Genomic DNA, 14,469 nt, shown 5'->3' on the forward strand with positions numbered 1-14,469 from the left:
CGACGAGGCATTCAACCAAATCTTTACCATCGCCGTGAACGCTGGTCTTCACATCCATACAGCTTAAGTTCACGTTTAGCGTTCTAGCTTAGCGCTATCGGTCGTTCATCGGGAATAGCGCAGCCATGGCAGTTTTTCAGGCGTACAATGCAGCGGGCGTGGGCTTCGACATGTCCAGCACCGGCAGCTCGGGCTGGGCGTTCATCGGGGCAGATCCCTCCGTCACGACGGACTTGGTCTATGACAACGGCACGATTGCCGAATATGAAATTTTTGGCAGCGCCCTGGTGGATTACTTCACCGCCCGATACTGGAGCGACGGCTATACCGTCATCGTCGACGATCTGCTCTATGAGAATGGCGGCTACACGATCCTCTCCATCAAAGACCTTGATCTTTATACGACGGTCGACGAGCTTCAGGGCTATGCCTGGTATGTGACCCTCAATAGAGGTCACGACACCTTCTACGGCAACGATTACGACGACATCATCCGCGGCGGGTCGGGCAATGACATCGTCTACTCCTATGGCGGCGACGATATCATCCGCGGCGATGCCGGCACCGACACGCTCTATGGCCTCGGGGGAGACGACGATCTGTACGGGGGCGCCGGCCGCGATGTCCTGACCGGCGGTTCCGGCAGCGACTACCTGAGCGGGGGAGCCGACAGCGACCGACTGACCGGCAACTCCGGCAAGGATTATTTCGTCTTCGACACGCGGCCATCCAGCAGGAATGTCGACCGGATCGTCGATTTCCGGCCAGCCGACGATACGATCATGCTCGACAACCAGATCTTCACCCGGATTGGACGGGACGGGTGGCTGACGAGCGGAGCCTTCGCGACCGGTTCGAGCGCCCGGGACTCCTCGGACCGGATCATCTACCAGAAGCAGACCGGCGCCCTGCTCTACGATGCCGACGGCGTCGGCGGAGTTGCCGCCGTGAAATTCGCCCAGCTGAACGCCGGCCTGACTCTCACCAAGGCGGACTTCTTCGTCCTGTAGGCCCGAACCCTTCTTCTTCGAGGCGGCCCTGGTTTCAGGGCCGTTTCCATTTCCGAGCCTGCTTGCCTCCCCAATGGCAAGCCATTCCTGATCTGCAGTACGGTTAACGTGGCATTAGGACGTTATGCTACTAAAGCATGACAGCCCTACATTATCACCACTCCTCTTTTGCGCTGCACACACTTATATCCGCACTGCAAACGCAAGAACAAAGGCCACCGGTCAAAGGGGCCGGTAACTGATTAGGAGCTTCCCATGTTCGTTTCGTACATCCTCTCTAAGGTCCGCAGCTATATGCGTTATCGCGAGACCGTCCGTGAGCTGTCGCTGCTCTCGGACCGTGAGCTCGACGATCTCGGCATCTCTCGCTTCCAGATCGAGAGCATCGCTCGTCAGAACGCTTTCGCGTAAGACTTCGCTGCACTGCAGCAAAAGGCCCTAGCCCGCCTCTTCGGCGGGCTTTCGCTTGTCTGAAGCACTATCGCCCGCCCGAAACCGGGATATTGGCGCCGGTGATGTAGGATGCGGCGTCCGACATCAGGAACAGCACGGCCTCGGCAATCTCCTCCGGTTCTCCGATCCGGTTGAGGGGAATAAAGGGACGCAGGCGCTCCAAACGTCCCGCATCCCGGGTGCTGCGTTCGTGGATGTCGGTTTTCGTCATGCCTGGGGAAACGGCATTGACCCGGATCCCCTCGCCCGCAAGTTCCTTCGCCAACCCGGTTGTCAGCGAATCCACCGCTCCCTTCGAGGCGGCATACCAGACATACTCGTTCGGACTTCCCAAGGATGCGGCGACCGACGAGATGTTGACGATGGTCCCGCCTGGCCCGCCCCGTCCCCTGGAGAGTCTTCGCGCGGCCTCACGGGCCACCCAGATGGCTCCGAGCACATTGATGTCGATGCAGGCCCGTATGGTGTCCGCAGAAGCCTGCTCCAGCCTGCTGGACTTGCCCGTGATCCCGGCGTTGTTGACCACGTGGGAGACGGGACCCAGGGCAGCCTCCGCTTCGTCAAAGAGACGCACCACATCGGCCTCGACGGCCACATCGCCCCGACACGCCACCGCTGTCGCTCCGGACGCGCGGCACGCGGCGAGCACCTGCTCGGCCGCCTCGCGCTCGGACCGGTAGGTGATGGCCACGTCATGGCCGCGGGCTGCCGCAAGCTGCGCCACCGCAGCCCCTATGCCGCGGCTTCCACCTGTAATAAGGACGACGGGGCGCCTGGATTGCATGGCGTTCAAGACCCTTTCAAATGTAAACCGGCTCAGCTTGACCAGGGCTCCCGAGGGAGTCAACAAAGCCGCTCGGGAGAACGACCATGAGCACCATCGAACCCATCCATATCGTCGGCGGCGGCCTCGCGGGATCCGAAGCAGCCTGGCAGATCGCCCAGGCGGGGGTGCCCGTCGTTCTCCATGAGATGCGTCCCGTCCGTGGGACCGACGCCCACAAGACGGAAGGTCTCGCGGAACTGGTCTGCTCCAACTCCTTCCGCTCGGACGATCCCGAGACCAACGCGGTCGGCCTGCTGCATCAGGAGATGCGCTCCTTAGGCTCCCTGATCATGGCTAAGGGCGATGCGAACCAGGTCCCGGCCGGCGGCGCTCTTGCCGTCGACCGCGACGGCTTCTCCGATGCCGTGACGGCGGCGCTCGAAGCGCATCCGCTCGTCACCATCGAGCGCGGCGAGATCGCAGGCCTGCCGCCGGAAGAATGGTCCTCCGTCATCGTCGCGACGGGTCCCCTCACCTCGCCCGCCTTGGCCGAAGCAATCCTGTCCCTGACCGGCGAGACGTCGCTCGCCTTCTTCGACGCCATCGCCCCCATCGTCTATCGCGACTCCATCAACATGGACATCGCATGGTTCCAGTCGCGCTACGACAAGGTCGGGCCGGGTGGCACGGGCAAGGATTACATCAACTGCCCCATGACCAAGGAGCAGTACGAGGCCTTCGTCGATGCCCTGATCACGGGCGACAAGACCGAGTTCAAGGAATGGGAGGCCAACACACCGTACTTCGACGGCTGCCTTCCGATCGAGGTCATGGCCGAGCGCGGCCGCGAGACCCTGCGCCATGGGCCGATGAAGCCCGTCGGACTGACCGATCCGCGCAATCCCGACAGGAAGCCCTATGCCATCGTGCAGCTGCGCCAGGACAATGCGCTCGGCACCCTGTTCAACATGGTGGGCTTCCAGACCAAGCTGAAATACGGCGCGCAGACCGGAATCTTCCGCATGATCCCCGGCCTGGAGAATGCCGAGTTCGCGCGGCTCGGAGGCATTCACCGCAACACCTATCTCAACTCGCCGAAGCTCCTGGACCCGACCCTGCGCCTGAAGGCGATGCCGCGCCTTCGGTTCGCCGGCCAGATCACCGGCTGTGAGGGCTACGTGGAGAGCGCGGCCGTAGGGCTGATGACCGGCCGTTTCGCCGCGGCCGAGCGGCTGGGCCGGCCGATCCAGCCCCTGCCGTATACCACGGCGCTCGGAGCCCTGATCAACCACATCACGGGCGGGCATATCGAGACCATCGACGAGGGGCCGCGCTCCTTCCAGCCGATGAACGTCAATTTCGGGCTGTTCCCGCCGCTGGCCCATGCGCCGAAGGACGAGGACGGCAAGCGCCTGCGCGGTCCCGCCAAGGCCGCCGCCAGAAAGAAGGCGCTGACCGACAGGGCTCGGGCGGATCTGGCGGCTTGGCTGTCAGGTCGTGAACTGCCTCAGGCGGCGGAGTAAGTCACCTCTCGCCGTCATGCCAGGATGCGCCGCCGAGCCATAAGGACCATCCTCCTCACGTCATGGCCGTGCCCGGACTTGATCCGGGGATCCGTCCCGGCCATCCCGGTCCTGTGAGGCGCGGCGTTCCAGGCAATAGGGATCACCGGCACAAGGCCGGTGATGACGTCGTGATGCAACTGGAGCATCGTTGCGGCCATGGGTGCCCGTCCCAGCGGGGGTGACAGGAATGAAGGCTAAAACGGCCCGCGCCAGAGCGCCCAGATTCGCCGCCATTGCGGCAGGTCCACAGGCGTTTGGAACGGATCGTAGTCCCGCCGCTCCATGGCGCTGAGATAAGGCTCGACCAGGGCAAGCGGCCGGAAAGCCGGCTTTGCCGCGCCGGGGATGGTCGTCCGCAGGATGCGCGCCTGTTCGAGGTGTCGGCGGGCCGTTGCCCGCAGATCGGCCAGCGCGCCCCTGAGCCCGGGCCCGCCGCGCCCGGTCACGATGTCCTCGCGCACCACCCCATGACGGGTCAGGATGTCGGCAGGCAGGAAGATCTGCCCCTGCCGCGCATGATGCGGAAAGGCGCGCAGAAGGCCGGTGATCGCGTAGGCCACTCCCGCATATCCTGCGGCATCCGCCGTGCCGGGATTGGAGCCGTTGGCGAGAATGAGGCACGAGAGCTGGATCAGGCTCGACGAAGTCTCGCCGCAATAGCCTTCGAGATCGTTCAGGCTCGGCATCGGATCGTCGTAGAGATCGAAGATCCGGGCATCGATGAGGTCGACGAAGGACTGTCGCGGCAGACGGAACTGGACGATGGTGTCGTCAAGCGCCGCAGCCACGGGATTGGCGCGCACGTCGCCTCGTGCCTCGCCCTGCAGGGCATCACGCCACCATTGCAGGCGGATCTCGCCGACAAGCGCCTCACGCACCGCTTCACGAACGCGCGCAATCTCGAAGTTGAAGGCATAGAGTGCGTAGAGATGCGGCCGTTTGTCGGCCGGCGCGAAGAGGCTGGCCCAGTAGCGGTCCGGATCAGCCTCGCGCACGAGCGCTTCGCAATGCGCGAAGTTGGAGATCGCCTGCGCCATATCAGGGAACGGCGATCAAGGCGGCGCCGACCTTGCGGTTCTCGGCGAGGAGAATGTTGTAGGTGCGGGCAGCGGCACCTGTCTGCATCACGTCGAGCCCGATTCCAGCCTCGCGAAAGCGCGTCCGAAATGCGGTCGGAATGGCCGCGATATCGGCGCCTGTGCCCAGGAGCAGAAGCTCCAGCGCGTCGCCCTCCGCAAAGATCGGATCGAGTGCCTCGTCCGTCAGCTCGGCCACGGACGTCACAGGCCAGGCCCTGATCCCCGAAGGCAAGGCGAGCAGGGATCCGCGATGGGACATGTCGGCGAAGCGAAAGCCGCCATTGCCATAGGCATCGAACGGATAGCGTCCTGGCAGGAAGCCTTCGTAGAGGCGACCATTGCTCATGGTCTTACTCCGCTGCGGCGGCCCTGCCCTCCGGCACCTTGACGGTCTCCGATCCGCGCAGACCGATATAGATCAGCATGGGGGACGAAATGCAGATGGCCGAATACGTACAGATGACGACGCCGTAGAGCATGACCTGCGCGAAGCCCTGGATCGCCTGCCCGCCGAACAGCACCAGCGCGAGAAGCGAGAGCGCCGTGGTCGCCGCCGTCATCACCGTACGGGACATGGTGTGATTGATCGACAGATTCAACAGCTCTTCCGCCGGCATGGTCTTATAGCGGCGCATGAGCTCGCGCGTTCGGTCGAACACCACCACCGTTTCGTTGAGCGAATAGCCCACGATGGTCAGGATCGCCGCGATCGAGGTCATGTTGAACTCGTGGCCGGTAATCACGAAGAAGCCGATGGTCAGCACGATGTCGTGGAGCGTACCGATAATCGAAGCAACCGCCAGTTCGCGCTCGAAGCGGAACCAGAGATAGAACAGCACCGCGATGACCGAGAGCACGATGCCGATCGTGCCGGACTGGACGAGTTCGCCCGAAACGCGGGGCCCGACGGTCTCGACGCGACGGAATTCGTATTCATTGCTGAACGTATCACGCGCCTTCTGCACCACGGCAGCCTGTGCGGCCTCGCCGCCTTCCTGGATGGGGAAGCGCAACGAGACTTCTCCGGCCGAGCCGAACTCCTGCACCTCGACGTCGCCGAACCCGAAGCCCTCTGCGACCTGCCGGATCTGTCCGACATTGGCTTGGCCGGACTTGGCCTGGATCTCCATCAGCGTGCCGCCTCGGAAATCGATGCCGAAGTTGAGGCCGCCGGTCAGGAGCATTACCGCCGTCAGGATCGAGATGACAGCCGACAGCGGGAATGAGAAGCGCCTGAAGCGCATGAAGTCGAAGTGTGAGTTTTCGGGCCAGAGGCGAACGAGGCGCACGATACGCACTCCTTAAAACGGAAGAACTTTGGGGCGCATCCAGTGGTACCAGAGCGCAATCATCATGCGCGTCAGGGTCACGGCGGTGAGAACCGTCGTCAGGATGCCGAGGATGAAGACCACGGCGAAGCCGCGCACCGGACCGGAGCCGAGGAAAAACAGGATCACCGCCGCGATGGCCATGGTGCTGTTGGAGTCCACAATGGTCGCGAAGGCTCGGTCGAAGCCCGCCTGAATGCCCGAGACGATGGACCGGCCGGCACGCACCTCCTCGCGGATGCGCTCGTAGATCAGCACATTGGAATCGACCGCCGTGCCGATGGTAAGCACGATGCCAGCGATTCCTGGCAGGGTCAGCGTGGCTTCGAGCACCGACATGAGACCGAAGATCAGGCCCACATGGACAATGAGCGCGATATTCGCGAACAGCCCGAAGAGGCCATAGGTGACGAACATGAAGATGATCACGAAGATGGCCGCCACATAGGTCGCCATCTTGCCCGCCTCGATGGAGTCGCGTCCGAGGCCTGGGCCGACGGTGCGCTCTTCGACGATGGTGAGCTTGGCGGGCAATGCGCCGGAGCGGAGCAGAACCGCCAGGTTGTTCACCTGCTCGACCGTGAAGCTGCCGGAGATCTGGCCCGCACCGCCGGTGATCGGCGACTGGATCGTCGGAGCCGAGATCACCCGGTTGTCGAGAACGATGGCGAGCTGACGCCCGAGGTTTTCCGTGGTCGCCTGGCCGAAGCGCTGGGCGCCGCGGATGTTGAAGCGGAAGTTGACGATGGGCTGGTTGGTCTGGCTGTCGAAGGCCGGCTGGGCGTCGGTCAGGTCGCCGCCCTCGGCGATCACCCGGCGCTCGACGGGAACGCGCTGGCCACCCTGGTCCTCCATGGGAAGCATGTCGACATCGGTGGCGCCCGGCTGAGCCAGGAGGCGGAACTCGAGGTTGCCGGTTTCGCCCAGAAGAGCCTTCAGCTGCTGCGGATCCTGGAGGCCGGGAACCTGGACGAGAACGCGGTCGGCGCCCTGGCGCTGGATACTGGGTTCCGTGGTGCCGGTGGCATCCACGCGGCGGCGGATGACTTCGATGGACTGATCGACGGCGCGGCGCACGCGCTCGTTGATCCCGGCTTCCGTGTAGGTCAGCGTGATCACGCCGTCCGGTGTGGTGTTGATGTCGATGGCATTGTTGCCGGTCTGGCCGAGCACGGCATTGCCGATGGGCTGAGCCAGTTCCCGCAAACGCGGGATCAACCGGTCACGGTCTGCCGCGTCGGGGACGCGGATCTGTACGCCCCGCGGAATGGTCTGAATGCCGTTCTGAGACGAAACCCGGGTGTCGCGCAGGATTCGGCGCACATCATCGCGGAGAATCGTGATCTGACCGCGCAACAGATCCTGCGCGTCGACCTCCAGAAGGACGTGGGACCCGCCCTGCAGGTCGAGGCCCAGCACGATGGCGCGGGACGGAACGAGCCAGGAAGGAACCCAGCTCGGAACGGCATTCAGGAAAGCCTGACGCTGCTCGCGATTCATCGTGCTCGGAACCGCAAGAAGCAGGCCGATCACAATGATCGCCACGGTGGCGATGATCTTCGACCTCGAGAAGCGCAGCATCGTCAGCTCAACCTTTCTCACACACCTGCCGCATCGTTCTGCGGCGAACCGGCCCCCTCGGATACGAAAAGGGCCGGCTTCTTGTCACATCAGGCTTTGACCGGCTCGCTCTTGGAGCGAACCTCGGAGATCATGGCCCGGGCCACCTTCACCTTCACGCCTTCGGCGATCTCGACCTCGACATCGGCCGAATCCTCGAGGACCTTCGTCACCTTGCCGATGATGCCGCCGGAGGTGACGACCGTGTCGCCGCGGCGCACGTTCTTGATCATCTCCTGATGGGCCTTCACCCGGCGCTGCTGAGGCCGGATGATCAGGAACCACATGATGACGAAAATGAGGATGAACGGGACGAATTGAAGGATCATCTCCATTCCGCCCCCGGCAGGGGCCCCTTGTGCGAAGGCTGGTGAAATGAACAAGCGGCTCTCCATGGATAAAGGCGCGTGGCGGGCACCTCTTGGGCCCACCCGCGCCATACGGGATTACAAAGCGTGGCGGACTATACTCATCGACTCGCCGAAATCAATGAAGTTGAAGGCCTTTCCCAAAGCTCCTGCAGGTCGAAGCACCCGGGCCACGGACCATGAGGCGTTTTTTTTGCGCGAGAGCGTTCCCACCGGGGTGGACTCGGTCCTCTTCTTTGCCGGGCCGCATTTTTTGACCGCGAACCGGATCCCCTTCGCCGAAAAATGCGCTAAGCACGGCTTCCTCACCGTTTCTTGAAGTCAGATGCCCATGCCCGCCGACCTCACCTCCCCCGAATCCCTAGCGCTTTTGACGCGCATCGCCGATGCCCTGGAGCGACTCGCGCCCGCCGGCACGGCTCGCGCCGATTTTGCCGCAGCCGATGCCTTCGTCTGGCAGGCTGCGGGCCGAAGGCTCTCACCCGTTCCGAAGGTGAACCGGGTCGAAATGAGCCTTCTGCGCGGCATCGACCGGGTTCGGGATCAGCTGGCGGAGAACACGCAGCGCTTCGCCGGAGGCCTGCCGGCCAACAACGCCCTGCTCTGGGGCGCCCGCGGCATGGGCAAGTCGTCCCTGGTCAAGGCGGTCCATGCGGAGATCAACCACGCCAAGCCCGCGGGTTCGCTCCCCCTCAAGCTGATCGAGATCCACCGCGAGGATATCGAGACCCTGCCGGACCTCATGGGCCTGCTGCGCCCGGATCCGCACCGCTTCATCGTCTTCTGCGACGATCTTTCCTTCGACGCGGACGATACCTCCTACAAGTCGCTCAAGGCCGTGCTCGAAGGTGGGATCGAAGGGCGGCCCGACAACGTGATCTTCTATGCCACCTCGAACCGCCGCCACCTGCTGCCCCGCGACATGATGGAGAACGAGCGCTCGACGGCCATCAATCCGGGCGAGGCCGTCGAGGAGAAGGTGTCGCTCTCCGACCGTTTCGGCCTCTGGCTCGGCTTCCACAAATGCAGCCAGGACGAGTATCTCGACATGGTCTTCGCCTATGTCGATCACCTTGGCCTGCATGCGAACCCTGACGCCATCCGCGCCGAGGCGCTGGAGTGGGCCACCACCCGCGGCGCCCGCTCCGGGCGCACCGCCTGGCAGTTCATCCAGGACCTCGCCGGGCGGCTGGGAAAGGCGATCTGACAGAGCGGAATGCCGGCGGCAGTGCCCGGGTCGTCCTTGCGGGAACCGGGGCTATGCGATCCGCTCGGCCCTCGCAATCACCAACGTCATCACCGGGCTTGTCCCGGTAATGACGTTGGCCTGAAGCGCGGCGCTCGTCCGATCGGGATGGCCGGCACAAGGCCGGCCATGACGTGGTGGGTGTGATGACGGCCGTGGGGGGATGATCGTCTCCTGTCCAAGAGCCAGCACCTGTGGGCCCGGAGCCGGGGGCTCCGAGCCGTCAGGTTGATCGAGGGAGGTGCGACGGGCCGCCCGGTTCAATGACTATGGGTGAGATGGAAGAGCCGGACGGCGCTTCGCACGCGGTACTTTTCAGGCGGACCTCCTGCGCTGTCAGCCCAGGGTCGGCCTCCCGCGATCACAGGCGTGCGAGGCCTGCGGCGGGACCGCTCCCCGCCCCACATCTGCGACGCCTCGCGAGCGCGCCCCCCGTCGGGCCGGGATGAGCACCGGTCTAGCCCAGGTGATACATAGTGTCAAGAACAAAGTGAGAACATAGCGTTACATCCGCTCTCCCCCGTCATCACCGGGCTCGTGCCAGTGATCCCGATCGGAAAGGCACAGCGCTCTTCACATCGGGATGGCCGGGTCAAGCCCGGCCATGACGGCAGTGGGTGTGGCCAAGGCAGGTGCAGGACCAAGGCAGGTGCAAGACCAAGGTCGGTGCAGGACGAAGGCGGGTGTGGGGCAGGACAGGTCGTTCCCGACCGAAGACGGCGAAAGCCCCCGCACGAAAAGGGGATCCATCACGCGGCTCTAGCACTGAATTCCCACCCTGGCCAGCGGCGGCCGCGGCGACACCCGCTCGCCATGACCGGGCCCGTTCCAGCTATCCAGGTATGGAACCGAAAACGACAAAGGGACGGTGGCTGAGCTCCACCGTCCCCTCATTCGATCGGCCTCGACATCCGAGAGCCGACCTAAACTGTTGGCCTCGATCAGCCGCCGAGATGCTTCAGCGGGTCGACGGGCTGCGCACCCTTGCGGATTTCGAAGTGCAGTTGCGGTGAGGTCACGTTCCCGGTCTGGCCGGAGGTCGCGATCACCTGACCGCGCTTCACCTGCTCGCCGCGCTTCACGTTGAGCGAGCCGTTATGGGCATAGGCAGAGACGTAGCCGTTCTCATGCTTGATCAGGACGAGGTTGCCGTAGCCCTTCACCTCGCTGCCCGCATAGGTCACGGTGCCGGCCTCCGTAGCCTTGACCGGAGTGCCCTCGGGGACGGCGATGTTGATACCCTCGTTGCCGCCATTGGCGCCGAACCCGGCGATGACGCGGCCGCGGGCCGGCCAGCGGAAGTCGCCGGAAACGCTCGCGGTCTGCTCGGGCTCCTGCACGGGAGCTTTTGCAGCCTCAGGCTGCGGGGCCGGAGCAGGCGCCACCGGCTGAACAGCCGCGGGCTTCACAGGTTCGGGCTGGGTCAGAGCCGCAACCTTGGGCTGCTCGACGACGGGCTTGGGAGCGGACACCAGGGGCTTCGGCGCGGAGACCAGCGGCTCGTTCGTCGCGGACGCAACCTGCATCGGGGCGGACTTCACGGGGGCCGGAGCCTGAGCCGTCGAGGTCATGCCCGGGCGAACGCGCTTGGTCGGCTCGGCGGCGGCAACCGGGGTGGTTGCGGCGGGCACCTTCGAGGTGTCGACGAGGCGGAACTTGGGCTGGCTGGCCGGCTGGGCCGATGCGGTCTGAGCAACCGGCACGGGGCGCGGCTGGATCGGAGCGGGAGCAGAGGCGATGCGGGTGGGCTGCGGCAGGGGCTGAGACTGCACGGGGGGCAGAGCTTGCGCCTGAACCGAAGGCGTCGGCATCGGAGCCGTCGCGTAGGACGGGGACGATTGGGGAGGAGCGGCAGAAGCGCTGGTGTCCATACGCTCGCTGGCCGCGAAGGGATTGGAGAACGGGTTCTCCGCGAACCGCGCGCTATCCGTACTGCAGGCGGCCGCCGCACTCCCGATCAGCCCGACCAGAGCGATCCGCGACACCGCAACCAAATGCCCAGAACACACACGCAACCGCATCACTCAACCCCAACCGAACGCAACTCGATGGAGCCATTAAAAGCCTGTTCAGGTTAAGCAACGGTTGACGTTGCGCGCTTTGCCGTAACCTTGTCCGAAAATATTTCGATTCGGTCAGAGAGTCGCCGCAATGCCGGTGACGAGCGGCGAAATGCGCAGGGCCGCGCCGACCGTTTGCGTCAGCTCACCCTCGGCATCGCGCTCAATGCGCACGAGATGCGGCACACCCCGGATCGAGATCGCTCCGACCAGACGGCTGCCGGGTCCGAGGAGCGCCGTCACGGTCTCCGGGATCTCCGGACGGGCGCCGTTGAGCAGGATGCGATCGAAGCGATCGCGCACCCGCGCGGCAAGGCCGTCGCCCACCTCCAGGCGGACCTTGCCGGCCTCCACGATCTTGAGGTGCTGGCCGGCGCTTTCCGCCAGCGTGTTGAAGCGCTCGACACTCGTCACCTCCGCGCCGAGCCTCGCGAGCAGCGCCGCCACGTAACCGCTGCCGGTGCCGACTTCCAGGACTCGCTGGCCCGGCTGGACACCGAGGGCCAGCAGCATGGCGGCGACCGTGGTGGGGCCCGTCATGGTCTGGCCGCAGGGCAGCGGCAGCGCGACGTCGGTACGGGCGAGATCGGTGAAGCGGCGCGGGGCGAACACCTCGCGCGGTACCAGTTCCATCGCCCTCAGGAGAGCCGTGTCGCGGATGCCTTTGGCGCGCAGGGACAGGATGAAGGACGCGGCACCGATCGCCTCCTGCTCGTCGCGGGCTTCCGCTTCAGACAGGAAAGGCATGTCCTGGTTCATCGCATCCGCTCTCCATCAGCCGAAGGCCTGCGCGTAGCGCGTCAGCGTCGGCTCGTCGGTCATGTCGATGCGCAGCGGCGTGACGGCAATGCGCCGACTGGCGATGGCCCAGAGATCGGTGCCGTTGCCGGGCGTGAAGGGGCGGCGCTCAAAGGCGATCCAGAAGTAGGGATTGCCGCGCCCGTCCCGGCGCTCGTCGAGGCGCAGGAGTTCCTGCGTGCGCTGGCCCTGGTTGACGAGGGACGTTCCCTCGACCTCCTCGGGCTCGCAATCCGGGAAGTTCACGTTGACGAGAATCCCCTTGTCGACGCCCGCCTCGAGGATCCTGCGCACGACCTTGGGGCCATGATGCTCGGCGCATTGCCAGCGCGGCGCATTGCGCGTCCCCGGACCGTAAGCCTGAGAGAGCGCAATGGAGGGAATGCCAAGGATCGTGCCCTCGATGGCGCCCGCCACCGTGCCGGAATAGGTCACGTCCTCCGCCACGTTCTGCCCCCGGTTGACGCCGGAGAGAACGAGGTCGGGCTTGGCGTTCTGCATGAGGTGGCGCACGCCCATGATCACGCAGTCCGTCGGCGTGCCCTTTACGGCGAAATGCCGCTCGGAGATTTCACGCAGGCGCAGCGGATCGTTGAGGGACAGCGAATGGGCGACGCCGCTCTGATCGGTCTCAGGCGCGACGACCCACACGTCGTCCGACAGATTGCGGGCGATGGCCTCCAGGGTTTTCAGCCCCGGAGCGTGAATGCCGTCGTCGTTGGTGCAGAGAATGCGCATGGTCAGGCCTCACGCTCGATGCGCGTCGTCCCGCCCATATAGGGCTGGAGCGCCGACGGGATCGTGACGCTGCCGTCCTCGTTCTGGTAGTTCTCCAGAACGGCGACAAGCGTGCGGCCGACCGCGAGGCCGGAACCGTTGAGCGTATGCACGAAGCGCGGCTGCTTCTCGCCGGCTGCGCGATAGCGGGCATTCATGCGGCGCGCCTGGAAATCGGAGCAGACCGAGCAGCTCGAAATCTCGCGATACGTCCCCTGCCCCGGCAGCCACACCTCGATGTCGTAGGTCTTGGTCGAGGAGAAGCCCATGTCGCCCGTGCAGAGCGTCATCGTGCGAAACGGCAGCTCGAGCTTCTTGAGTACGTTCTCGGCACTGACAAGCATGCGCTCGTGCTCGTCGGCAGAGGTCTCCGGCGTGGTGATCGACACGAGCTCGCATTTCACGAACTGATGCTGGCGGATCATGCCGCGCGTATCGCGCCCGGCCGAGCCTGCTTCGGCGCGGAAGCTCGGAGTGAGCGCGGTGAATCGCAGCGGCAGCTCCTCCTCGGAGAGGATCTGCTCACGCACGAGATTGGTGAGCGTCACCTCCGCCGTCGGGATCATGCCGTAGCGGGTATCCTTGAGCATCTTGCCGATGGCGTCGCGCGGCTGGCCTTCGAGAGCCGCAGCAACGATCTGCTCGAGCGAGTTGCCCGGGAAGGCCCAGAACTGATCGTCCTCGAACTTCGGCAGTTGCGCGGTGCCGAACATGGCATCGTCACGCACCAGCAGAGGCGGGTTCACTTCCGTGTAGCCGTGCTCATTGGTATGGAGGTCGATCATGAACTGACCGAGCGCGCGCTCGAGGCGGGCCAGGCCGCCTTTCAGAACGACGAAGCGCGAGCCCGAAAGCTTTGCCGCCGTCTCGAAATCCATGAGGCCCAGGGCTTCGCCGATCTCGAAATGCTGCTTGGCGCTGTTGAGCGTCGGTGGCCTGCCGAAGCGGTGGCGCTCCACGTTGCCGTGCTCGTCGGCCCCGACCGGCACATCCTCCTTCGGAATGTTGGGAATGGCCGCAAGGGCTTCGAACAGCGCCTTCTCGGCGGCGCGCTCCGCCTCTTCCAGCTCCGGCATCGATTCCTTGATCCGGGCCACCTCGGCCATCAGTTCCTGGGCCCGCGCCTCATCCTTCTTCGCCTTGGCCTGGCCGATTTCCTTGGACAGGGCGTTGCGGCGCTCGGTGGCGGCCTGCAGGGCCGAGATGGCGCTCTTGCGCCGGTCGTCGAGAGCGATCAGCTGCGCCGACAGGGGCTCCATGCCCCGGTTCCGGAGGCCTTGGTCGAAAGCCGCGGGATTCTCGCGGATGGAACGGATGTCGTGCATGGGATGAGGACCTGCTTCGTCAGACGGCCCTGCCCTTCGACAAAGCCGCCCCTTCAACTCTTGCCGAGGATGGC

The 14,469-nt window shown here is 64.8% G+C and carries 15 protein-coding genes; 5 read left to right on the forward strand and 10 right to left on the reverse strand.

The genetic code is table 11. The features are described 5' to 3' along the window. The first annotated feature begins 125 nt into the window (after positions 1-125). Together KHP60_RS15275 and KHP60_RS15280 are read left to right on the forward strand one after the other, a co-directional pair. Positions 126-1,010 (forward strand): calcium-binding protein, encoded by an 885-nt coding sequence (locus tag KHP60_RS15275; RefSeq protein WP_213565187.1) that lies wholly within the window; start codon positions 126-128, stop codon positions 1,008-1,010. A 255-nt stretch (positions 1,011-1,265) separates the two neighbouring features. Beyond that, a complete protein-coding gene (locus KHP60_RS15280; protein ID WP_213565188.1) occupies positions 1,266-1,421 on the forward strand; it encodes a DUF1127 domain-containing protein in 156 nt (51 codons plus the stop codon). Positions 1,422-1,488: 67 nt separating this feature from the next. On the opposite strand, the gene KHP60_RS15285 is transcribed toward KHP60_RS15280, so the two are convergent. Next, positions 1,489-2,247: a glucose 1-dehydrogenase gene (locus KHP60_RS15285; protein ID WP_213565189.1), complete on the reverse strand. Its 759-nt coding sequence runs from the start codon at positions 2,245-2,247 to the stop codon at positions 1,489-1,491. Positions 2,248-2,333: 86 nt separating this feature from the next. Between KHP60_RS15285 and trmFO the strand changes: the two genes are divergently transcribed. Beyond that, entirely contained in the window at positions 2,334-3,752 is a 1,419-nt protein-coding gene (gene trmFO, locus KHP60_RS15290; protein WP_213565190.1) for a methylenetetrahydrofolate--tRNA-(uracil(54)-C(5))-methyltransferase (FADH(2)-oxidizing) TrmFO, read from the forward strand. 236 nt (positions 3,753-3,988) lie between these two features. Here trmFO and KHP60_RS15295 read toward each other — a convergent pair whose 3' ends face one another. The 5 genes from KHP60_RS15295 to yajC form a co-directional block, all read right to left on the reverse strand. Further along, complete coding sequence (locus KHP60_RS15295) at positions 3,989-4,831, reverse strand: phytoene/squalene synthase family protein (RefSeq protein ID WP_213565191.1); 843 nt, start codon at positions 4,829-4,831, stop codon at positions 3,989-3,991. Position 4,832: 1 nt separating this feature from the next. Next, entirely contained in the window at positions 4,833-5,219 is a 387-nt protein-coding gene (locus KHP60_RS15300; protein WP_213565192.1) for an Mth938-like domain-containing protein, read from the reverse strand. Between the two features lie 4 nt (positions 5,220-5,223). After that, entirely contained in the window at positions 5,224-6,162 is a 939-nt protein-coding gene (gene secF, locus KHP60_RS15305; RefSeq protein ID WP_213565193.1) for a protein translocase subunit SecF, read from the reverse strand. 12 nt (positions 6,163-6,174) lie between these two features. After that, a complete protein-coding gene (gene secD, locus KHP60_RS15310) occupies positions 6,175-7,782 on the reverse strand; it encodes a protein translocase subunit SecD (RefSeq protein ID WP_213565194.1) in 1,608 nt (535 codons plus the stop codon). Between the two features lie 89 nt (positions 7,783-7,871). After that, positions 7,872-8,204, reverse strand: coding sequence for a preprotein translocase subunit YajC (gene yajC / locus KHP60_RS15315; protein ID WP_249688811.1), 333 nt, complete (start codon positions 8,202-8,204; stop codon positions 7,872-7,874). Between yajC and KHP60_RS15320 the strand changes: the two genes are divergently transcribed. Both KHP60_RS15320 and KHP60_RS15325 read left to right on the forward strand, forming a co-directional pair. After that, entirely contained in the window at positions 8,197-8,508 is a 312-nt protein-coding gene (locus KHP60_RS15320) for a hypothetical protein (protein WP_213565195.1), read from the forward strand. The genes yajC and KHP60_RS15320 overlap by 8 nt on opposite strands. Positions 8,509-8,520: 12 nt before the next feature. Beyond that, positions 8,521-9,396 (forward strand): ATP-binding protein, encoded by an 876-nt coding sequence (locus KHP60_RS15325; protein WP_213565196.1) that lies wholly within the window; start codon positions 8,521-8,523, stop codon positions 9,394-9,396. Between the two features lie 980 nt (positions 9,397-10,376). Here the strand turns inward: KHP60_RS15325 and KHP60_RS15330 are convergent. The 4 genes from KHP60_RS15330 to serS form a co-directional block, all read right to left on the reverse strand. Further along, the gene (locus KHP60_RS15330) at positions 10,377-11,420 is read right to left on the reverse strand and encodes a peptidoglycan DD-metalloendopeptidase family protein (RefSeq protein ID WP_311925039.1); all 1,044 of its coding nucleotides are present in this window, start codon (positions 11,418-11,420) and stop codon (positions 10,377-10,379) included. A 150-nt stretch (positions 11,421-11,570) separates the two neighbouring features. Beyond that, the gene (locus KHP60_RS15335) at positions 11,571-12,242 is read right to left on the reverse strand and encodes a protein-L-isoaspartate O-methyltransferase (RefSeq protein WP_249688812.1); all 672 of its coding nucleotides are present in this window, start codon (positions 12,240-12,242) and stop codon (positions 11,571-11,573) included. A 27-nt stretch (positions 12,243-12,269) separates the two neighbouring features. Next, positions 12,270-13,031 carry a 5'/3'-nucleotidase SurE gene (gene surE, locus KHP60_RS15340; RefSeq protein ID WP_213565199.1) on the reverse strand — a complete coding sequence of 254 codons (762 nt, stop codon included), beginning with the start codon at positions 13,029-13,031 and terminating at the stop codon, positions 12,270-12,272. A 2-nt stretch (positions 13,032-13,033) separates the two neighbouring features. Beyond that, complete coding sequence (gene serS / locus KHP60_RS15345) at positions 13,034-14,395, reverse strand: serine--tRNA ligase (RefSeq protein WP_213565200.1); 1,362 nt, start codon at positions 14,393-14,395, stop codon at positions 13,034-13,036. Positions 14,396-14,469 lie beyond the last annotated feature (74 nt).

Origin of the sequence: Microvirga sp. 3-52 (genome assembly GCF_018383585.1) — a bacterium.
In the GTDB taxonomy this organism is placed as follows: Bacteria; Pseudomonadota; Alphaproteobacteria; order Rhizobiales; family Beijerinckiaceae; genus Microvirga.